We start from the raw sequence: 18,468 nt of genomic DNA, 5'->3' as shown, positions 1-18,468 counted from the left end.
GCTGGTTTTCATGATGTGTAGAACATGCCCTCAGACAGTCTTCTTCCCCGCCTCCGCTTCGGCCTGATCGCCGATCCGCAATATGCGCCGATCGAACCCAACCTGACGCTCAATCGCTACTACGCAAAGAGCCTCGACAAGCTTGAGGCCGCGATTGCCCGGCTGAACGCCGAGGATCTCGATTTCGTCGTCACGCTCGGCGACGTGATCGACCGGGATTTTGACAATTTCGACCGCGTGCTCGACGTCTATAGCGGCCTTCGCCACCGAACGCTCTTCCTGCCCGGCAATCACGATTTCGCCGTCGCACCGGAACATCTGGCGGAAATCCACGACAGGCTCGGCATGCCCTCGCCCTATTACGATTTCGTCTGCAAGGGCGTGCGCGTGATCCTCACCGATGGCAACGAGGTTTCGCTGTTCGCGCCACCGCCGGGCGACGCCCGTCGACAGGAGGCCGAGACCCGGCTTGAAGCATTGCGCGCCGCCGGCGCCGCGAACGCCCAGACGTGGAATGCCGGCATGAGCGCTGCGCAGACCGAATGGCTGGACGAACGGCTGAAACTTGCCGAAGCGACAGGCGAACCCGCGATCGTGATGGGCCATTATCCACTCGCTCCGGCAAACGATCACAATCTCTGGGGTGCCGAAGAGGTGGCTGGCGTGATCTCAAGATCGCCTGCGGCTCTGGCCTATTTCTGCGGTCATAACCACGCCGGCAATTACGGCCTGCTGAACGGCACCCATTTCGTCAACATGAAGGGCATGGTCGACACACCGGACGAGAATGCGTTTTCCGTGGTCGAACTGTTTGACGAACGGCTGGAAATCCATGGGTTCGGCCGCGAGGAAGACCGCCGGCTTTCCATCACGTCGGCGAATACCGCATCGATTGCCGGCTAGGCCATCTGGACGCGTGCCGGCGCGGCACTTGCCTCCAGCATCCTGTCGGTCGCAAGCGTCAGGCCATAGGCCAGCAGCAGCACCAGCGGTGCGAGCGGCAGCCCTTTCAGGCCAAGCAGAAGGGTAACGAGCGGCACGAGGGCGACCAGCACCGAGAGTATGATGCGCAGCATGGCGAGGCTCCGGGGAAGCGCCGGCTCCGGCCGGGCGGCAAGGGCCGCGAGAGCCGCCAGCGCGCCGAGATCATGGCTTTGCGTATAAGGCGAGATCAGGAAGGTGGCGTAGAGCAGGCTGCGGGAACGGGCAAGCGGCGACTGGAGCCGCATCAGGCTCCAGATAAAGGCCGCGATGGCGGCCAGCGCCACCGGCATATGAAACAGCCGGGCAGCTTCGGCGGGGAAGCCGAGGCTACGCATGGAGCCGAAGACAGAGGGCACCAGATTGGGAAAGAACCCGCCCAGATTGTTCATCAGGTAGATCTGGTAGGGCGCATTGAACGCGGCATAGCCGATCCAACCATTCACGCCGACAAGCGCAAGCGACAGCGCCACCATCACGAGAGCCGTCGCCACCGCGGCGAGGAAGGTGCGCCAATTGCCCTCGAAGATCAAAAGGACCGGCAGCAGAAGGCCGAGCTGCGGCTTGATCGTCAGCACCCCGATGGCGATGCCCGCGAGTACGGGATGACGATCGCGAAGGCCGAGACCGTAAAGCATCAGGGCCGCGGTCAGATAGCCGCTATCGGCAGCGAGGATATTGGCCAGAAGAAAGGGCAGCAGGAGCAGTGCCGAGAACGGCGGGAAATCGCGATCCTGCAGGCTGACGGCATGACCGTAAAGCGCCAGTGTCGCCATCAGGAAGACGAGCGCCGAAGGCAGATAAGGCATAAGGGAAAACGGCGCGAAAACCAGCAGCGCATGGGGAAGATAGCTCCAGTACTGCCAGCCGGCCCCGACCCCAAACACCGAGAGCACATGGGTAGAGTAGACTTCCGCTCCGCGGAAAAGCTCCATCGCATTTCCCGAGAGCAGCAGCGAGGATCCCAGCCACACATTCACATGGTTGCGGCCGGCAAAGACATCGGCATCGGGATTGATAAGGCCGAGCATAAACCCGACTAGAGCGGCAAAAAGTGCAATCCCGGCAAGCGAAATAATCAACAGAAGCGGCCGCTGCCGCCATCCTTTACGCCATGCCTCCTGCGACCCCGTCGTGATCATGCCAAACTCCCCGTTGGATGCGTCATCATATGGTTTCGCTGTTAAGAAAGCACAAAACCGGAATATTGCACTCAGGAATCCCTCATTCCCGAGCCATCAACCCATCCATCCATCCAGCGCCTTCTCAGCATATCCCCCTCTCCCCGGAAGAAAGTCGGCGCCAGCGAGCAGACGATAACCCGATCCACACGGAAATTGCGGATCGCCGAACGCAGTTCGCACCAGCCAACGAGATTCATCGTATCAGAATAATAAATCAGCGCTATCGGCCGCACACGACGCTCGGTCTGCCGGTCTCCGGCATCCCGATAGGTCAGATCGAGGGACTGCTCGTCCCGGATAGCTCCGCGAACGGCAGCAAGATCGAGCGTCGCGGGGGTGGCCGCCACGCTTCCCCAGGCCTTCAGCACCGGCGCCTGCAGGCTGCGCCTCAACGGCTCCGGCACGGCAGCGGAAATCTTGTCGTTGACGGTGCGCGCCGCCGTCTTGAGTGACCGATCCCCGGTTCGATCCAGAAGGGCCAACCCAAGCACGATCGCCTCGGTTTCCTCGACGGAAAACATCAGCGGCGGCAGGTCGAAACCGGGGCGCAGAATGTAGCCAAGGCCACGCTCGCCCTCGATAGGCACGCGCATCGCCTGCAATGCGACGATGTCGCGATAGATCGAGCGGGGCGTGACCTCCAGCCGCTCGGCGATTTCGGCCGCAGTGACCGCATGGCGGGAAAGCCGAAGGATCTGAATGATCTCGAAGAGACGCGCAGCCTTTCTCATTTCCTCAACTCCCGGCGAGACAACTGACACAATGATGTCAGTTGGGGACTTTTAAGAAAGCCCACAAACTCCTGTGAAACCGGAAATTTTTGACCTCCGGTGGACTTTCTTACCCGAGGATACTGACATGGACTACACGCAAACGCTCTGGCTGTTCTTTCTGCTGGTTTTCGGCATCATCATAGTGCCGGGCATGGACATGATCTATGTCCTGGCAAGCGCTCTTGCCGGAGGACGCAAGGCCGGCTTTACCGCGACGGCAGGCATGATGGCAGGTGGAACAGTGCATTCGCTTTACGGTACGCTCGGCACCGGCATCCTTGTCGCTTACGCTCCGCGTCTGTTCCTGCCCCTCGTGATTGCAGGCGCAATCTACATGATGTGGATCGGCCTTTCGCTGGCAAGAGGTACAATTACCGTCGGCACCGTCGATGGGGCGGGGCCAACTACGCTCCTCACCACATTCCGACGGGCGGTGACGACCTGCCTGCTCAATCCCAAGGCCTATCTCTTCGTGATCGCGGTCTATCCTCAATTCCTGAAACCCGTCTATGGACCGATCCTTGCGCAGGGTCTCGTGCTGGGGCTGATGACCGTTACTGTGCAGGGCGGCGTCTATGGCGCGGTGGCCTTGGCTGGTGACAGAGCCCGCCACCTGCTGACCGCGCGGCCGGCGATGACGATCTGGATCGGGCGCGCTGCCGGCGCCCTGCTGATCGTCGCTGCCGCGCTCACGCTAATCCACGGCGTCACCTCGGCCACCTAGTTTCCCGGAGAGATTTTTGGATAAAAATCAAATCTTTGACATCATTTTCGAGCATCACCGGAATGTGACTTCATTCCGCCTTGTGAATTTTGCAAACATCCAGTTGCCCCTCAGGCGCCCCCAGAACCGCCGGCACGTCCGGCCGACACAAACGGAGAAATCGATGAAGCTGAAACTTGTCATGGCCGCTGCCGCCATCGCCTGTCTCGGGATGAGCGCCGCGATCGCTGCGAACGAGGCGCAGGTCGTCCGGCAGGAGATGATGAAGAAGGTCGGTGGCGCAATGGGCGCTATCGGCGCCATCGCCAAGGGCGAGAAGCCCTTCGATGCAGAGGTCGTGAAGGCTTCGCTGACCACGATGTCGGAAGTCGCCAAGGCATTCCCCGACCAGTTCCCGGCCGGTTCGGAAGTCGGCCTCGACACCGAAGCCAGCCCGAAGATCTGGGAAAACATGGATGACTTCAAGGCAAAGGCACACGCCCTCGGGGCCGCCGCTGATGCGCAGCTCGCCGCCATGCCGGTCGACCAGGCAGGCGTCGGCGCGGTCATGAAGGCCGTCGGCAGCACCTGTGGCGACTGTCACCAGTCCTACCGCCTGAAGAAATAAGCGTCAGGCGAAATGCCGGTCGCCGCGCTTTGCATAAAGCAGAGCCGGCACCGGCATTTTGCCGCGTTATTTTTACAAGACAAGAGAGGCTGGAGGGTGCCATGGCATCGAAACTGCTGAAGGGACTTGGCGCCCTGGTCGCACTTGGCGCGGCGGGAGCCGCTGCCTTCGTGTTCATTACCGCGCCGACGAGACAGGATCCCTCGCACTGGGCCGATCTCGGCGAACCCGATCTCGTCAACGGACGAGACGTGTTTTTCGCCGGCGGCTGTGCAAGCTGTCACGCGGCATCCGGCGCGGAAGGCGATGCTCGCCTCATCCTTTCCGGCGGCGCGCCGCTGAAAAGCCCGTTCGGCACGTTCTACGCGCCCAATATCTCCAGCAGCCCGACGGCCGGCATCGGCAGCTGGACGCTTGCGCAATTCGGCGACGCCATGACCCGCGGCGTCGGTCGCAACGGCGAACATCTTTACCCGTCATTCCCCTACGGCTCCTATGCGCGCATGACGCCGAAGGACATCAACGACCTCTACGGCTTCCTCAAGACGGTGCCGGCCAGCGACGCCGTGGCGCCCGCGCATGAGTTGCCGTTTCCCTTCAACATCCGCCTTGTTCTCGGCGGCTGGAAACTCCTCTATTTCAACGACGCGCCGCGCGTCACGCTCACCGCGCGAGACGATAAGTTGAAGCGTGGCCAGTATCTGGTCGAGGGACCGGGCCATTGCGGCGAATGCCATACGCCGCGCGACGCGCTTGGCGGTTTCGAGGCCGGCAAATGGCTGGCCGGCGGCCCGAACCCGGAAGGCGAAGGTAAGATCCCCAACATCACGCCCGGCTCGGAAAGCATCGGCTCATGGTCGGAGGGCGATATCGTCGGCTATCTCGAAACCGGCTTCACGCCCGAGTTCGACAGCGTCGGCGGCTCCATGGTCGAGGTGCAGAAGAACATGGCGGCGATCACCGCCGATGACCGCGAGGCGATCGCCGCGTATCTGAAGGCGATACCGGCAGTGAAATAACACGATCCGGGGGCGTGGCGTTTCGCAAAGAACGTCACGCCGACCAGCCGGAAAGCAAGGCCGGCATTCCCCCACAGCGCCGAAAGCGTCGCTGCGAGAATTCTAAAATACAGCATCGCGCAAGCCTCACCCGACAGAGTGTCCGCCGTCACTTGGAGAGCGAAAACGGCATGAGCATAGAACGACGTCGGATGGAGAGCGCATTGCGCTCGCTGCTCGACAACTATCCCGACCCTGCCCTGCATCGCTGGGTCAATGAGACCGTTACCGCCTTCGAAAAACGTCTGTCCGGCATCGTAGACCCGCGCGAACGGGACCACGCCCAGCAGGCGGCACTGATCCTGATCAAGACGACGCTGCAGAAATGGTCGGAAAATCCTCCGGTCCGGCACTGAAGCAGAACGGCCTCACCCCCCTGAAATTTCTCGCCCGTTGCATGACTGGCGACTGACACGGCCTTTGCAGCCTCCGATAGTGGCTTCCGATGGTTCCCCGGAAGCGGCGCTTCGGGGATTAATAGGGAACACGATAGGGACGACCCTGACGGGGCTCGATTCGTGGCTGCCCCCGCAGCTGTGAGCGGTGAACGCCTGAACGACAACGCCACTGGAGCAATCCGGGAAGGCAGTTCAGGGGTCATGACTGCTCGGCGCATTAAGCGGCTATTTCCGCCGTCGCTTCGAAGCCTGATCCGATATGGCAGGAAGCCCCTGCCCCGAATTCGACTGGCGCATCGATGTCGATGCGCTGGTCTTCCTGCATGAAGCTTCAGGCTGCCGCAGCTTCGTCCACCGTCTGGCGTTTCGCAGCCTGACGGGACAGACCTCTCCGACACCTCAGGACTGCATGGACTGGTTCGGCCAGCATCACCCGGCCTTCCTTCTCGCCGCCGATCGCAAGCTCAGACGCGAAAGACCCGAAGGCGACGCCTTCAGCCTGAACAGCCGCGACATCCGCCGCGCACTGGAAGTGCTCTAGACCGCGTTTCGATCCGAATGAATCGGACCGTCGGCCTAAGGCTTTCTTTTTGCGCCATAATCTTATCGATCTTCGCTTCGCTCCGGTCGGATTATGCTCCAGGCCGCGTCATATCATCGATGCTCGGCGGAGAATGCCGTGATTTCGCTCTCGGCAGCCGGCCCCCAGAGGCCCAGCGCCTTCAGCACTTCCGCGGTAAACGTCACCGGAGAATTGCCGGGCGCGGTCACAATGCCGCCATCGGAGACGGCCTGCGGCCGGTCGACGTATCGCCCGGCACCGTGATAGCCGGGATATTTGCTGTGCGAGGCAAGCGAATTGCCGGTATGGGCGACACCATCCAGAACGCCGGTCGCCGCAAGCGCGCTTGCGGCCGCGCAGATGCCGCCGACGATCTTGCCCTTCGCATGGAAACCGTTCGCAAGCCCGGAAAAATCGAAGGCCTTGCCTTTTTCCCAGGCATAACCGCCGGGAATGACCAGCGCATCGGAGCTGGCCGGATCGATTTCGGCAAAGCTGATGTCGGGCGTCACCTTGAGACCGCCCATCGAGGTTACCGGCTTGCCATCCGGCGAGGCTGTGAGAACCTCACAATCCAGATAGTAGCGCGCGGCGGCCATCAGGAGTGCGGGTTCCCAATCGGCGAAGTCGTCCTGCAGGGCGACGATAATACGGGGCATGCGATTTTCCTTCGCAAACAGCGTTTCGTAAGCGGTCGAGACTCAGGACAGGGCCTGCATGTAGCGCATGCCCGTGACCGGACGCGGAACGAAATCCATGTGCTCGTAGAAGCGATGGGCTGCGAAGTTACCGGTGGCGGCGCTGACGGAAAGGTAGTCGCAACCGGACTGGCGCGCCATCTCTTTCGCACGCGCGACAAGATGCTGGCCGATGCCGTTACCGCGCTGGCCGTCACGGACATAGAGGTGATGCAGGTCCATGCCGCGCTTGCCTTCCTGGGCCTTGTAGAGCGGCACCAGAATGGCGTAGCCGATCAGGCCTTCGCCGCTATCGGCAACAAGGGCGGAAATCCATGGCATGGGGCCGAAGAGGTCGCGCTCCAGCTTTTCCGGCGTCATGGCAGAGGCGTCGCCATGATGGGCGGCGAGCGATGCAATCATTTCGTTGAGCGCCGGAAGATCCTGACGCTTGGCAGCGCGGATGATCACGACTGGGGGCCGTGGCAGGGTGATATCGTTATCTTCAGTCATTTTCGCTTCCCTTTTCGGTTACCGCCATCAGGAGAAGCTGCTGAAAACAACAAGGCCGCCTGACGGCGGCCTGTTGACAAGATGATCTGTCGGGCCGCCGGTTACCGGTAGGCCCAAAAATACGTGCAGGAGATGAGTGCGCGTGCGTCGATCATGGCTGCATGCAATGCACCCATTTCAATCGATTGTCAACGGCCGAAACATGAGCGTGCCGAAGCAGGCGTTTTCTGCAGAATCGTAACGTCATCGTGCCTTGCCTTTGCCGAAAAGCGCGCAAAAATAGCGGGGCTTGGATCTTGTGGATCGCTGTCATGACGTCTGATCGGAATTTCGAAAAAACAATCTCGCGCCGAGCCGTTCTCGGTGGACTTCTCGGCACGCTGATGCTGCCCGACATCGCCAGCGCACTCGATACACCCGTGAACCCGCCACTGATCGGCAGGGACTACGCGCACGATCGGCAAGCCTTCCGCACCCATCTTCTGACCAGGGGACCGGCACCGGACAAATACGAGACACTCGACCCTCCGGCCAATGCGGAGCGCGTCTTCTACACCTCCGGCCATAATGGCAACCTGCATCTTGCGGCATGGGTTTCGAAGCACCAGCCGTCGCACAAGCTGCGCCCCGGCGTCCTGTTCCTGCATGGCGGCAATGCCATGGGCGCCGGCCACTGGACGCTGATGAAACCCTATATCGACTCCGGCTACATGGTCATGATGCCGACGGTTAGAGGAGAGAACGGGCAGGCCGGCTCATTCTCCGGCTTCTATAACGAGGTGAACGATGTTCTGGCCGCCGCCGATCATCTCGCCGGCATGCCGGGGGTCGATGGCAACCGCCTGTTCATCGCCGGCCACAGCATCGGCGGCACGCTGACCATGCTGTCAGCCATGGCGTCGAACCGGTTCCGCGCCGCCGTTCCCATTTCCGGCAATCCCAATGCCTTCCGCTTCTTCCGGCGCTATCCGGAGGATATCCGCTTCGACGACAGCGATGTCCGCGAGTTCGAGGTTCGCACCGCGCTCTGTTATGCGCAGAGCCTGAAATGCCCCACATACCTGATGCACGGCACCAAAGAGCCGCATCTCAACCAGGGCGCCAGATTGATGGAAAAGCGGGCGAAGGCCGCCGGGCTTGCGATCGAGGCCAGCCGGATCGAGGGCGATCACACTACCGCCCTGCCGAAGGCCATATCCCGCTCGATCACCTTTTTCCGCAGCGTGGCCGCCTGATCCCAGGGAGCTTAACGGACAACCGGATTGCCGGCCTTGTCGGTCAGTCGCTTTTCGAATCCGACCTTGGTCAGGAGGAGATCCTTCTCTGCATAATGCACCACGTCGTCCGGACCGCGCGTGCCGACAACCAGATAGGTGACCGGCGCAGTCGAACGATTTTCCAGACAATGGCCAACCGCAACGCCAGCCTTGAAGGTCGCCGCGTCGCCTGGGTGCATCTCGGTCGTCTCGCCCCCTTCCAACAATGTGACCGTGCCGGACACGACCAGGACGAATTCATCCTCTCGCTCGTGCCAATGCTTGTGCGAGGAGCGTGAGCCGGGAGGCAGGGTTTCCAGAAAGGCACGGAACTGGGTCAGCCCTCCAGCATCGCTCAACAGCCGGGCCGAATAAGGGCCAAGCTCCACATAAATCCCCTCGCCTGCCCCTCGCTCCAGCGCAGCATCCTCCTGCCTGATCACCGGCATGCCCATCTCCTCAATGTTCGTGGTTGCACAGGCCGTGGTCGGACAGCGCTCGAATGACATAGCAATCGCCAACGCTATGCCCCCCGCAATGGGAGGCGATGCGCTCCAGTTCATCCTCCAGCTTCCTGAGGCGGGCGATCTTCTCGCGCACCTCGATCAGTTGTTCACGGGCGATATCGTCGGCGCGCTCGCAGGGTTCGTCGGGATGGCGGCTTAACGCCAGCAGCTCGCGGATTGCATCGATCGGGAAACCGAGATCGCGGGCGTGGCGGATGAAGGCCAGCCGCTCGAGATCGGCCTGCTCGTATCGACGCTGATTGCCTTCCGTGCGGTCGGCCGCCGCGATCAGGCCCATCTGCTCGTAATAACGGATCGTTGGCACCTTGACCCCGGTGCGCCGGGACAAATCTCCAATCGAGAACATTCCTGCGTCCTCTCCTGCCCTCAAAAACCTCTAGTCTCTAGAGAAGTTAGGACTTACCACTCGTGGAATCAAGAAGCAGGATTGCCGACACGAAAAAGGCGCCTAAGGCGCCTTTGAACTATCCGTATATGAGCGCCCCTCAGGCGTCATATTCCTCGAGGCTCGACTCGTACTCCCGGTAGAGGTCCTCTACCTTCTTGGCTTCACTGCGGTCATCCGACACCATAACACGTTGCGTTATGGAGGGCACAGGCTTGCGCCCGCCTTCAACCACCCAGAGAGTACTTGCCAGGGAGTTCGAAACCAACGAACTGCTGAAACCACCCGAACCGGCGTTGCGCGGCGTCGACACGGGCGCCTGCTCGCTTGCACCATCCTCGCCCTCGATGGAGGTCGGGATATATCTGTTCTGGTAATAATAGCTGTTCAGACTGCTGTCGATTCGCATGTCGGAAGCTCTCGTTTCAAAAGTTAACCATTCGTTAACCATCGAACCTTGCGCGAAACTTGCGTCATGCAGGTGAGGGACACAAACAAGGCTTGCCTAAAATTCAAAAGCGCGAACCGCGCCGCGAATCGGAACAGGCGCGACAAGGTCGCAGCAGGGTGACAAACCTACGGCGCAAGACGTTTCTTATGTCTGAAAGGATTTCGGCGGCCCGGATCAGGCCTCACCGAGGGCGTGCGCCATTTGCGACAGCTTGGCAACGGTATTGATATTGCGCGCCGTGCCGTGCCTGAGAACCGGCAGTTTCAGCCGCGACCGACCGACACCGATCGGATAATGCACATAGATCTCACGACCGAGGACGACGACCTCCTCGCCATCGGGCGCCATCAGACCAGACAGCGCATTATCGGGTAGCAGTTCTGCGAAGAAGGTCACCAGCAACTGACTCGGGATTGCGTCAGGAAAGGGATTGGCAGCGAGGATGGCGTCGAGTTCAGAGGCGCTGCGCACGAAAACACCGGGCGGCTTGCCAAGCCTTTCAGCCAGGCTCGCATCCAGCCGCCCCGCGACAGACGTCGCGTCTTCATCGTCACGGAAGATCAGGTTGCCACTCTGGATGTAGGTCGAGACGTCGCGAAGCCCGAGATCTTCCGCAAGCGCCCTCAACTCACTCATCGGGAGCTTTCCGGTGCCGCCGACATTGACGGCCCGGAGCAAGGCAATGTGGACGGTCATGCCATGGCTCCCTTTAAATCCTGACGCATCGCGCCCGGAAAAGGGGCGCGATGCGTCAGCCGTTACATCTTCCCCGCCACCTTGATGGCGAAGGCATATTCGAACGCGATTTCCTCGAGGCGCTGGAAGCGGCCGGACTTGCCGCCGTGGCCGGCGGCCATGTTGGTCTTCAGGAGGATCGGAGCTTCGCCTGTCGCCTTCTCGCGCAGCTTTGCCACCCACTTGGTCGGTTCCCAATAGGTGACGCGCGGATCGGTGAGACCGGAGAGTGCGAGGATCGGTGGATAGGGCTTCTCGCCGACATTGTCATAGGGCGAATAAGCGGCGATCCAGCGATATTCCTCTTCCGACTCGATCGGGTTGCCCCATTCCGGCCATTCCGGCGGGGTGAGCGGCAGCGTGTCGTCGAGCATGGTGTTCAGGACATCGACGAAGGGAACGGCGGCGATGATGCCGGCGAATTTCTCCGGCGCCATGTTGGCGACCGCGCCCATCAGCATGCCGCCGGCGGAACCGCCCTCGGCGATGATGTTCTCGTAGGAAGTGAAGCCCTCCTTCACCAGATGATCGGCGGCGGAGATGAAATCCTTGAAGGTGTTGACCTTCTTCTCCATCTTGCCGTCTTCATACCAGGAGAAGCCCTTGTCCTTGCCGCCTCGAATATGGGCGATGGCATAGACGAAGCCGCGGTCGGCAAGCGACAGGCAATTGGTGTTGAAGCCGGCCGGAATGGTGATGCCGTAGGCGCCGTAACCATAAAGCAGGCAGGGCGCGGAACCGTCGAGCTTCGTATCCTTGCGATAGAGAAGCGTGACCGGGACTTTCTCGCCGTCATGGGCTTCGGCGAAGACGCGGCGTGTGACGTAATCATCCGGATTATGGCCGGAAGGAACTTCCTGCGTCTTCAGCAGAACACGTTCACGCGTCACCATGTTGTAGTCGAAGAGCTGGGACGGCGTCGTCATCGACGAATAGGAGAAACGGACGACGTCGGTGTCGTATTCGGCGGCACCCTGAAGGCCGAGCGAATAGGCCTCCTCGGCGAATGCGATGGAATGTTCCTCGCCGGACTTGCGGTCGCGGATCATGATGACCGGCAGACCGTCGCGGCGCTCCAGCCACAGGAGATGGCGGGCAAACGCCATGTGGGAAAGGATCAGGCGACCCGGCTCGTGCGGGACGATCTCCTTCCAGTTTTCCTTGCCCGGCGCTTCGACCGGGGCCTCCATGATCTTGAAGTCCTTGGCGCCGCCGTCATTGGTGAGGATGTAGAAGACGTCGCCGCCTTCGGTCATCGAATACTCGATGCCCTCCTCCCGCTTTGCCACCAGCTTCGGCGCCGCCGTCAAATCCTTGGTCGAGAGCAGGTAATATTCGGAGGTCTCGTGGTCGTGGATATCGATGTAGATGTAGTCGTCGAGCAGCGAGCCGCCGACGCCCATGAAGAAGCCGGGATCTTCCTCTTCATAGACGAGCCGGTCCGCGGATTGCGGCTGGCCGATGATGTGATGGAAGACCTTCGACGGACGGTGGTTCTCGTCCTGAAGCGTATAAAAGAAGCTCTTGCCATCAGGCGCCCATGCGCCGCCGCCGCCGGTATTCTCGATCACGTCGGGCAGATCCTCGCCGGTTTCGAGATTGCGCACGCGCAACGTGAAATATTCCGAACCCTTGTCGTCATAGCCCCAGATGCCGAAGGCATGGTCGCTCGAATGATCAATGCCGGCGAGACGGAAATAGTCCTTGCCGGCGGCCTCCTTATCGCCGTCGAGCAGAAGCTTCCGACCCGATTCGTCCTTGTGGTCAGCGTCGCGGGGAATACGGAAATAGCGCGGCTGCTCGCCGCCGGTGACGAAGGCGGTGCCGTAGGCAAAGGGGCCGTCCTTCATCGGGATGGACGAATCGTCCTCCTTGATACGGGCTTTCATTTCGGCAAACAGCACCTTCTGGAGGTCCTTGGTATCAGCCATCGCCGCTTCCATATAGGCGTTTTCAGCCTCCAGATGCTTGCGCAGCTCCGCATCGAGCAGGCTCGGATCCTTGAACATCGCCTGCCAGTTGTCGGCCCGCATCCAGGCATAATCGTCAGTGCGGGTGATGCCGTGCCGGGTGTCGGTGACGGGCTTTTTGGCAGCACTCGGGGCAGCGGGCAGATTGTTGAAGACGGACAAGGCAGAACCTTCCTTCGCAAGGAAAACATGTTGGCTTCAAAGAGAGATAGAGAGGGGCAGCGCGGCGATCAAGGCGAAATCCGGCGGGGTGGAGAATGTTCCGGGCTGCGACAGGCAAGCGGCCTCGGGGTGGTTTTCCACGGTTTGATCGGGATCAATGCGCACGCTGCGACACCTTGACCTCCCCTGTCGCCTGATTTGATAAACGTCTATTTTTCCTCACTTTTGTACCAAATTCATCAAGCAAAAGTGATCAGTACTGCCCGCGACGGTCTCATTTGTGACGATTTGTCACAGGGTGGCCACTTAACCTTTTTCAAAAATGGGAGCAGGAAGGCCTCCGAAGAAGATCCTCCCAAGCTTTTTCTTCATAACGGACGGTCGCGCGGTCGGAACTTTGGCCGCCGGCCGTCAAGCAACAACCGCCAACCTGCATCGCCCCGGGCGAAGCGGGAGTGCTCTTGCTCGCCATGAAGAACGATATGACCATTCTCAAGAAGACTTTGCGCATCGCGCCCGTTCTTGCAGCGGCGTCGCTGCTTTCGGGCTGCAACTACGTGCTGCTCGATCCGTCGGGCTGGGTCGCGGAACAGCAGCGCGATCTGCTGATCTACTCGACCCTGCTGATGCTGATCATCATCATCCCCGTGATGATCATGGGCGTCTATTTTCCGTGGCGCTACCGTGCCAACCGGCCGGATAACACCGATTACGAGCCCGACTTCGATCATTCGACGAAGTTCGAGATCTTTATCTGGGGCGTTCCGGTCCTGATCATCGCCGCCCTCGGTACGCTGACCTACATCTACACCCACAAGCTCGACCCATACCGGCCGCTCGATGCAAGCTTCGGCAAGCCGATCGAAGTCGAAGCCGTCGCGCTCGACTGGAAGTGGCTGTTCATCTATCCCGAGCAGGGCGTCGCGACCGTGAACGAGCTGGCCATTCCGGCCGGTCGTCCGGTCAACCTCAAGCTCTCCGCTTCCTCGATGATGAACGCCTTCTCCGTACCGGCGCTCGCGGGCATGATCTATGCCATGCCGGCCATGGAAACGAAGCTGCACATGATCGCCGACAAGCCCGGCACCTTCTACGGCCGTTCGGCCAATTATTCGGGTCCCGGCTACTCGCAGATGGAATTCCAGACGCTCGCCATGACCGATGCCGACTTCGACACCTGGGTTTCCAAGGTTCGCGGCAGCGGCGTCGAGCTCACCCAGGATGCCTATATCGAACTGGACAAGCCGTCCTTTTCCGTTCCTGTCGCCTATTATGCCGGCGTGATGCCGGATCTGTTCCAGCGCATCGTCGGTCTGTGTGTCGAACCCGGCAAGGTCTGCATGCATCAGATGATGATGCAGGACGAGCAGGGCGGCGGCGGCCTCGACGGCCTGAAGGACAAGGGCCTCTACGAATACGACGAACACCGGGCACAGGATGGCCATGGCGAACTGATCACCTCCCAGCGCGAGACCCCGAGCGCCGAGACGATCGCCAAGGCAGCAGCAATCAACCAGCTCTGCACCTCCGAGACCCTGATCAGCGCCGCGGCTGCCGCCATGTCGCTCGCCCCCGAGAAAGGAGCTGAAAATGCTCTCTGAAAACCTTCAGCACCTGATCTTCGGGCGGCTGGATCTCAACGCCCTCCCTCTCCACGAGCCGATCCTCGTCGGCACCTTCTGTGCCGTCGTGCTGGGTGGCATCGCGCTGCTCGGCGCGGTCACCTATTTCGGCAAGTGGGGCTACCTCTGGAACGAGTGGTTCACCTCCGTCGATCACAAGAAGATCGGCATCATGTACATCATCATGGCGTTCATTATGTTCGTCCGCGGCTTTGCCGACGCCCTGATGATGCGCGCCCAGCAGGCCATGGCGGCCGGCGGGGCCGAGGGCTTCCTGCCCGCGCACCATTATGACCAGGTGTTCACCGCCCACGGCGTCATCATGATCTTCTTCATGGCCATGGCCATGATCACCGGCCTGATGAACTACGTCATGCCGCTGCAGATCGGCGCCCGTGACGTGGCCTTCCCGTTCCTGAACAACTTCTCGTTCTGGATGACGGCCGCCGGTGCGATCCTCATCAACATCTCGCTGTTCGTCGGCGAATTCGCACGCGTCGGCTGGCTTGCCTATCCGCCGCTGTCGGGTGCCGCCTACTCAACCGGGGTGGGGATGGATTATTACCTATGGGCGCTGCAGATCGCAGGCGTGGGTACGACGCTATCGGGCATCAATCTGATCGCAACCATCTTCAAGATGCGCACGCCGGGCATGACCATGATGCGCATGCCGGTCTTCACCTGGACCTCGCTCTGCGCCAACGTCCTGATCGTCGCCGCGTTCCCGGTCCTGACCGCTACGCTCGCCATGCTGACGCTTGACCGCTACATCGGCACGCACTTCTTCACCAACGACCTTGGTGGCAACCCGATGATGTACGTCAACCTCATCTGGATCTGGGGCCACCCGGAAGTGTACATCCTGATCCTGCCGATGTTCGGCGTTTTCTCGGAAATCGTCGCCACCTTCTCGGGCAAGCCGCTCTTCGGCTACCGCTCGATGGTCTATGCGACCGCCTGCATCATGGTCCTGTCGTTCGTCGTCTGGCTCCACCACTTCTTCACGATGGGCTCCGGCGCCAACGTCAACACCTTCTTCGGCATCGCCACGATGATCATCTCGATCCCGACGGGCGCCAAGATCTTCAACTGGCTCTTCACCATCTACAAGGGCCGGGTGCGGATGGAAGTACCGATGCTCTGGACGGTCGGCTTCCTCGTGACGTTTACCATCGGCGGCATGACGGGCGTTCTGCTCGCGGTTCCGCCGGTCGACTTCCAGCTGCACAACACGCTGTTCCTCATCGCCCACTTCCACAACGTCATCATCGGCGGCGTGGTCTTCGGGGTCTTCGCCGCGATCACCTACTGGTGGCCGAAGGCGTTCGGCTTCAAGCTGGACGACACCTGGGGCAAACGTTCGTTCTGGTTCTGGTTCATCGGCTTCTACTTCGCCTTCATGCCGCTCTATGCGCTCGGCCTGATGGGCGTCACCCGCCGCGTCTCGCAGTACATGGACACCGCCTGGCAGATCTACTTCATCGTGGCCGCCTTTGGCGCAGTCCTGATCGCACTCGGCATCGCCTGCACCTTCATCGGCATCGCCGTCTCCATCAAGAACCGCGAAGCCCTACGCTGCGGTCCCGATCCGTGGAACGGCCGTACGCTGGAATGGGCAACGACGTCTCCGCCGGCCCCTTACAACTTCCCGCAGACGATCCGTGTCCATGGCATCGACGCCTGGTGGAGCATGAAGAAGGAAGGCTTCCGCTGGTCGACGACCTACCGGCCGATCCACATGCCGAAGGGAACCTCGATGGGCCTCATCCTGTCGTTCTTCTCGCTGGTCCTGGGCTTCGCGCTGATCTGGTACATCTGGTGGCTGGCAGCTCTCGCCTTCCTCGCCGCGCTCGTCACCGGCATCGCCCATACCTTCAACTATGACCGCGACTACTACATCCCGGTCGAAGAGATCGCCAAGCAGGAAGCGCTGAGCAAGGAGGCGCTGGCATGAACATAGCCGTCAAGATCAACTCTCCCGTCACCGTCGTCGAAGAAGACGACGATCACGGCCACCACAGCAGCCCGACCTCGATCGGCTTCTGGGTCTACCTGATGAGCGACTGCATCATCTTCGGATGCCTGTTCGCCACCTATGCCGTGCTCGGCCGCTCCTTTGCGGGCGGCCCGGCACCGGCCGACCTGTTCGAGCCGGGCTTCGTGCTGGCCGAAACCGTCCTGCTGCTCTTGTCGTCGATCACCTTCGGCCTCGCCATGCTGCAGATGGACAAGTCCAACAAGTCGGGCGTGCTCGGCTGGCTCGCCGTTACCGGCGTGCTCGGCCTCGGCTTCATCGTCATGGAAATCTATGAGTTCCATCACCTGATCGAGATCGGCGCGGGCCCGCAGCGTTCTGGCTTCCTGTCGGCCTACTTCACGCTGGTCGGCACCCACGGCGTTCACGTCACCGGTGGCCTCATCTGGCTCATTACGCTGATGATCCAGGTCAGCCAGCGCGGTCTGGTCGAAGCCAACCGCCGCCGCCTGACGACGCTCAGCATGTTCTGGCACTTCCTCGACCTGATCTGGATCGGTGTCTTCTCCTTCGTCTATCTCGTGGGGATCGTACAATGAGCTCCAACAGCCACTCCACCGCTCACGCAGACCACGCCCATGGCGGCCATGACAGCCATGGCGATCACGGCGGCCACGGCAGCCTCTCGACCCTGATGATCGGCTTCGCGCTCGCCGCGATCCTGACCATCATCCCCTTCGGCTTGGTCATGGCCGAAGTCGAGATCAGCAAGACTGCGATGATCGCGATCATCATGGGCCTCGGCGCCGTGCAGGTCATCGTGCATCTCATCTACTTCCTGCACCTGAACAACAGCCAGGAAGAAGGCTGGACCATGGCGTCCACCATGCTCACCGTCATCATCCTGATGATCGTGCTGGCGGGTTCGCTCTGGGTCATGCACAACATGAACGCGAACATGATGCCCATGGGCAACGACGCGATGCAGCAGATGATGGGTGACGCCGAGACGACCGGTATTGCGCCGGAACCGGGCGCCGAACATCAGTCGCATTGATGACACTTGCGGGCGCCAGAATGGCGCCCGCTTCGTTTCAAGGACCGCTTGCCATGGCCGACCGCCTCTCGATCATCACCCGCCCGCGTTTCTGGATCGTTTCGGCGCTTGCAGCACTACTGACCACCGGCTTCGTATCCCTCGGCATGTGGCAGGTGCACCGGCTGTACTGGAAGCTGGATCTGATCCACAAGGTCGACGCGCGGGTCGCAGCAGCCGTGGTTCCCGCTCCCGCTAAGAGCGAGTGGGGCTCAATCACCCAGAGCAACGACGAATATCGCCACGTCACGCTGACCGGCATGTTCCTCAACGAGGACGAGGTGCAGATCTATACGCCAACCGTTCTTGGTCCCGGCTACTGGATCCTGACGCCGCTGAAGCGCGACGACGGCACAGTGGTCATGATCAACAGGGGCTTCGTGCCGGAGAACCTTAAGGACCCTGCGAAGCGCACGCCACCGCAAGGGGTGGTGACCGTCAACGGGTTGCTGAGGATTTCGGAAGATCGCGGCTGGCTGTTTTCACGTCCCAACGACGCCGAAGGGAAGAAGTGGTTTCGCCGAGATATCGGCTCTATCACCAAGACGCTCGGGCTTTCTCCCGCCGCGCCCTATTTCGTCGATCAGGAGGCCGGATCTGATCCGAGCGCATGGCCACGTGGCGGCATGACCGTGCTCAATTTCCGCAATTCCCATCTGTCCTATGCGATCACATGGTTCGCCATGGCAGCCATGACCCTGTTCATGTACGGCATATTCCTGCGTTTCGAGGGCTTCTTCGGCAAGAGCCGCGCACGCCCGGAAGGTCACGAAGCCGACGACGACGAGTGGGAGTGATTTCCCCTCCCCTCG

Annotated in this window: 22 protein-coding genes and 1 riboswitch; of the genes, 12 read left to right on the top strand and 10 right to left on the bottom strand. The window is 61.0% G+C overall.

The window, feature by feature from the left end; genetic code table 11:
* The first annotated feature begins 24 nt into the window (after positions 1 to 24).
* Positions 25 to 903, top strand: coding sequence for a metallophosphoesterase (locus H4I99_RS01495; protein WP_163903967.1), 879 nt, complete (start codon positions 25 to 27; stop codon positions 901 to 903).
* Here the strand turns inward: H4I99_RS01495 and H4I99_RS01490 are convergent.
* Both H4I99_RS01490 and H4I99_RS01485 read right to left on the bottom strand, forming a co-directional pair.
* The gene (locus H4I99_RS01490) at positions 900 to 2,123 is read right to left on the bottom strand and encodes a glycosyltransferase family 87 protein (RefSeq protein WP_163903965.1); all 1,224 of its coding nucleotides are present in this window, start codon (positions 2,121 to 2,123) and stop codon (positions 900 to 902) included. The genes H4I99_RS01495 and H4I99_RS01490 overlap by 4 nt on opposite strands.
* A gap of 71 nt (positions 2,124 to 2,194) precedes the next feature.
* The gene (locus tag H4I99_RS01485) at positions 2,195 to 2,896 is read right to left on the bottom strand and encodes a helix-turn-helix transcriptional regulator (protein ID WP_163903963.1); all 702 of its coding nucleotides are present in this window, start codon (positions 2,894 to 2,896) and stop codon (positions 2,195 to 2,197) included.
* Between the two features lie 127 nt (positions 2,897 to 3,023).
* Here H4I99_RS01485 and H4I99_RS01480 point away from each other — a divergent pair, with 127 nt between their 5' ends.
* The 5 genes from H4I99_RS01480 to H4I99_RS01460 all read left to right on the top strand — a co-directional run bounded on the left by H4I99_RS01480 (position 3,024) and on the right by H4I99_RS01460 (position 6,266).
* On the top strand, positions 3,024 to 3,662 hold the full coding sequence (locus tag H4I99_RS01480) for a LysE family translocator (protein ID WP_163903961.1): 639 nt from the start codon (positions 3,024 to 3,026) through the stop codon (positions 3,660 to 3,662).
* A gap of 163 nt (positions 3,663 to 3,825) precedes the next feature.
* A complete protein-coding gene (locus tag H4I99_RS01475) occupies positions 3,826 to 4,269 on the top strand; it encodes a c-type cytochrome (protein WP_163903959.1) in 444 nt (147 codons plus the stop codon).
* Positions 4,270 to 4,370: 101 nt separating this feature from the next.
* Complete coding sequence (locus H4I99_RS01470; RefSeq protein ID WP_163903957.1) at positions 4,371 to 5,288, top strand: cytochrome c; 918 nt, start codon at positions 4,371 to 4,373, stop codon at positions 5,286 to 5,288.
* Positions 5,289 to 5,458: 170 nt separating this feature from the next.
* Entirely contained in the window at positions 5,459 to 5,683 is a 225-nt protein-coding gene (locus tag H4I99_RS01465; RefSeq protein ID WP_163903955.1) for a hypothetical protein, read from the top strand.
* A 73-nt stretch (positions 5,684 to 5,756) separates the two neighbouring features.
* Positions 5,757 to 5,978: riboswitch (cobalamin riboswitch) on the top strand.
* 6 nt (positions 5,979 to 5,984) lie between these two features.
* Positions 5,985 to 6,266: a hypothetical protein gene (locus H4I99_RS01460; protein WP_163903953.1), complete on the top strand. Its 282-nt coding sequence runs from the start codon at positions 5,985 to 5,987 to the stop codon at positions 6,264 to 6,266.
* 113 nt (positions 6,267 to 6,379) lie between these two features.
* On the opposite strand, the gene H4I99_RS01455 is transcribed toward H4I99_RS01460, so the two are convergent.
* Both H4I99_RS01455 and H4I99_RS01450 read right to left on the bottom strand, forming a co-directional pair.
* Positions 6,380 to 6,946 carry a DJ-1/PfpI family protein gene (locus H4I99_RS01455; RefSeq protein WP_163903951.1) on the bottom strand — a complete coding sequence of 189 codons (567 nt, stop codon included), beginning with the start codon at positions 6,944 to 6,946 and terminating at the stop codon, positions 6,380 to 6,382.
* 42 nt (positions 6,947 to 6,988) lie between these two features.
* Positions 6,989 to 7,477, bottom strand: coding sequence for a GNAT family N-acetyltransferase (locus H4I99_RS01450; protein ID WP_163903949.1), 489 nt, complete (start codon positions 7,475 to 7,477; stop codon positions 6,989 to 6,991).
* A 311-nt stretch (positions 7,478 to 7,788) separates the two neighbouring features.
* Here H4I99_RS01450 and H4I99_RS01445 point away from each other — a divergent pair, with 311 nt between their 5' ends.
* A complete protein-coding gene (locus H4I99_RS01445) occupies positions 7,789 to 8,712 on the top strand; it encodes an alpha/beta hydrolase family protein (protein WP_163903947.1) in 924 nt (307 codons plus the stop codon).
* An 11-nt stretch (positions 8,713 to 8,723) separates the two neighbouring features.
* Here H4I99_RS01445 and H4I99_RS01440 read toward each other — a convergent pair whose 3' ends face one another.
* From H4I99_RS01440 to H4I99_RS24635, 6 genes are all read right to left on the bottom strand, one after another.
* Positions 8,724 to 9,182, bottom strand: a complete 459-nt coding sequence (locus H4I99_RS01440; RefSeq protein WP_163903945.1) for a cupin domain-containing protein — start codon at positions 9,180 to 9,182, stop codon at positions 8,724 to 8,726.
* A gap of 10 nt (positions 9,183 to 9,192) precedes the next feature.
* Positions 9,193 to 9,606, bottom strand: a complete 414-nt coding sequence (locus H4I99_RS01435) for a MerR family transcriptional regulator (protein ID WP_163903943.1) — start codon at positions 9,604 to 9,606, stop codon at positions 9,193 to 9,195.
* Between the two features lie 139 nt (positions 9,607 to 9,745).
* A complete protein-coding gene (locus H4I99_RS01430; RefSeq protein WP_163903941.1) occupies positions 9,746 to 10,054 on the bottom strand; it encodes a hypothetical protein in 309 nt (102 codons plus the stop codon).
* Positions 10,055 to 10,270: 216 nt separating this feature from the next.
* Positions 10,271 to 10,792 (bottom strand): DUF1697 domain-containing protein, encoded by a 522-nt coding sequence (locus H4I99_RS01425; protein ID WP_163903939.1) that lies wholly within the window; start codon positions 10,790 to 10,792, stop codon positions 10,271 to 10,273.
* 62 nt (positions 10,793 to 10,854) lie between these two features.
* Positions 10,855 to 12,963 carry a S9 family peptidase gene (locus tag H4I99_RS01420; RefSeq protein ID WP_163903937.1) on the bottom strand — a complete coding sequence of 703 codons (2,109 nt, stop codon included), beginning with the start codon at positions 12,961 to 12,963 and terminating at the stop codon, positions 10,855 to 10,857.
* 36 nt (positions 12,964 to 12,999) lie between these two features.
* Positions 13,000 to 13,128 (bottom strand): hypothetical protein, encoded by a 129-nt coding sequence (locus H4I99_RS24635; RefSeq protein ID WP_280513846.1) that lies wholly within the window; start codon positions 13,126 to 13,128, stop codon positions 13,000 to 13,002.
* 317 nt (positions 13,129 to 13,445) lie between these two features.
* Between H4I99_RS24635 and cyoA the strand changes: the two genes are divergently transcribed.
* Genes cyoA through H4I99_RS01395 form a run of 5 tightly spaced genes read left to right on the top strand, consistent with a single transcriptional unit; the run spans position 13,446 to position 18,453 of the window.
* The gene (gene cyoA, locus H4I99_RS01415; protein WP_163903935.1) at positions 13,446 to 14,564 is read left to right on the top strand and encodes a ubiquinol oxidase subunit II; all 1,119 of its coding nucleotides are present in this window, start codon (positions 13,446 to 13,448) and stop codon (positions 14,562 to 14,564) included.
* Positions 14,554 to 16,539, top strand: coding sequence for a cytochrome o ubiquinol oxidase subunit I (gene cyoB, locus H4I99_RS01410; RefSeq protein ID WP_163903933.1), 1,986 nt, complete (start codon positions 14,554 to 14,556; stop codon positions 16,537 to 16,539). Before cyoA ends, cyoB begins: the two co-directional genes overlap by 11 nt.
* Complete coding sequence (cyoC, locus tag H4I99_RS01405) at positions 16,536 to 17,159, top strand: cytochrome o ubiquinol oxidase subunit III (RefSeq protein WP_163903931.1); 624 nt, start codon at positions 16,536 to 16,538, stop codon at positions 17,157 to 17,159. Before cyoB ends, cyoC begins: the two co-directional genes overlap by 4 nt.
* Positions 17,156 to 17,617 carry a cytochrome o ubiquinol oxidase subunit IV gene (gene cyoD / locus H4I99_RS01400; protein WP_163903929.1) on the top strand — a complete coding sequence of 154 codons (462 nt, stop codon included), beginning with the start codon at positions 17,156 to 17,158 and terminating at the stop codon, positions 17,615 to 17,617. The genes cyoC and cyoD overlap by 4 nt, the downstream gene beginning before the upstream one ends.
* Positions 17,618 to 17,670: 53 nt before the next feature.
* Positions 17,671 to 18,453: an SURF1 family protein gene (locus H4I99_RS01395; protein WP_163903927.1), complete on the top strand. Its 783-nt coding sequence runs from the start codon at positions 17,671 to 17,673 to the stop codon at positions 18,451 to 18,453.
* Positions 18,454 to 18,468 lie beyond the last annotated feature (15 nt).

Source organism: Paenirhizobium daejeonense, from assembly GCF_014280875.1.
GTDB classification, from domain to species: domain Bacteria; phylum Pseudomonadota; class Alphaproteobacteria; order Rhizobiales; family Rhizobiaceae; genus Allorhizobium; species Allorhizobium daejeonense.
This window is presented reverse-complemented; position numbering and strand designations above follow the sequence as displayed.

Bases quoted from the DNA above. Each gene is read 5' to 3' on its own strand.
- H4I99_RS01425 (WP_163903939.1), bottom strand. From the start codon at position 10,792: ATGACCGTCCACATTGCCTTGCTCCGGGCCGTCAATGTCGGCGGCACC.
- H4I99_RS01475 (WP_163903959.1), top strand. From the start codon at position 3,826: ATGAAGCTGAAACTTGTCATGGCCGCTGCCGCCATCGCCTGTCTCGGG.
- cyoD (WP_163903929.1), top strand. From the start codon at position 17,156: ATGAGCTCCAACAGCCACTCCACCGCTCACGCAGACCACGCCCATGGC.
- cyoB (WP_163903933.1), top strand. From the start codon at position 14,554: ATGCTCTCTGAAAACCTTCAGCACCTGATCTTCGGGCGGCTGGATCTC.
- H4I99_RS01435 (WP_163903943.1), bottom strand. From the start codon at position 9,606: ATGTTCTCGATTGGAGATTTGTCCCGGCGCACCGGGGTCAAGGTGCCA.
- H4I99_RS01440 (WP_163903945.1), bottom strand. From the start codon at position 9,182: ATGCCGGTGATCAGGCAGGAGGATGCTGCGCTGGAGCGAGGGGCAGGC.
- H4I99_RS01445 (WP_163903947.1), top strand. From the start codon at position 7,789: ATGACGTCTGATCGGAATTTCGAAAAAACAATCTCGCGCCGAGCCGTT.
- H4I99_RS01430 (WP_163903941.1), bottom strand. From the start codon at position 10,054: ATGCGAATCGACAGCAGTCTGAACAGCTATTATTACCAGAACAGATAT.
- cyoA (WP_163903935.1), top strand. From the start codon at position 13,446: ATGACCATTCTCAAGAAGACTTTGCGCATCGCGCCCGTTCTTGCAGCG.
- H4I99_RS01490 (WP_163903965.1), bottom strand. From the start codon at position 2,123: ATGATCACGACGGGGTCGCAGGAGGCATGGCGTAAAGGATGGCGGCAG.
- H4I99_RS01485 (WP_163903963.1), bottom strand. From the start codon at position 2,896: ATGAGAAAGGCTGCGCGTCTCTTCGAGATCATTCAGATCCTTCGGCTT.
- H4I99_RS01480 (WP_163903961.1), top strand. From the start codon at position 3,024: ATGGACTACACGCAAACGCTCTGGCTGTTCTTTCTGCTGGTTTTCGGC.
- H4I99_RS01450 (WP_163903949.1), bottom strand. From the start codon at position 7,477: ATGACTGAAGATAACGATATCACCCTGCCACGGCCCCCAGTCGTGATC.
- H4I99_RS01460 (WP_163903953.1), top strand. From the start codon at position 5,985: ATGGCAGGAAGCCCCTGCCCCGAATTCGACTGGCGCATCGATGTCGAT.
- H4I99_RS01455 (WP_163903951.1), bottom strand. From the start codon at position 6,946: ATGCCCCGTATTATCGTCGCCCTGCAGGACGACTTCGCCGATTGGGAA.
- H4I99_RS01465 (WP_163903955.1), top strand. From the start codon at position 5,459: ATGAGCATAGAACGACGTCGGATGGAGAGCGCATTGCGCTCGCTGCTC.
- H4I99_RS01495 (WP_163903967.1), top strand. From the start codon at position 25: ATGCCCTCAGACAGTCTTCTTCCCCGCCTCCGCTTCGGCCTGATCGCC.
- H4I99_RS01470 (WP_163903957.1), top strand. From the start codon at position 4,371: ATGGCATCGAAACTGCTGAAGGGACTTGGCGCCCTGGTCGCACTTGGC.
- H4I99_RS01395 (WP_163903927.1), top strand. From the start codon at position 17,671: ATGGCCGACCGCCTCTCGATCATCACCCGCCCGCGTTTCTGGATCGTT.
- cyoC (WP_163903931.1), top strand. From the start codon at position 16,536: ATGAACATAGCCGTCAAGATCAACTCTCCCGTCACCGTCGTCGAAGAA.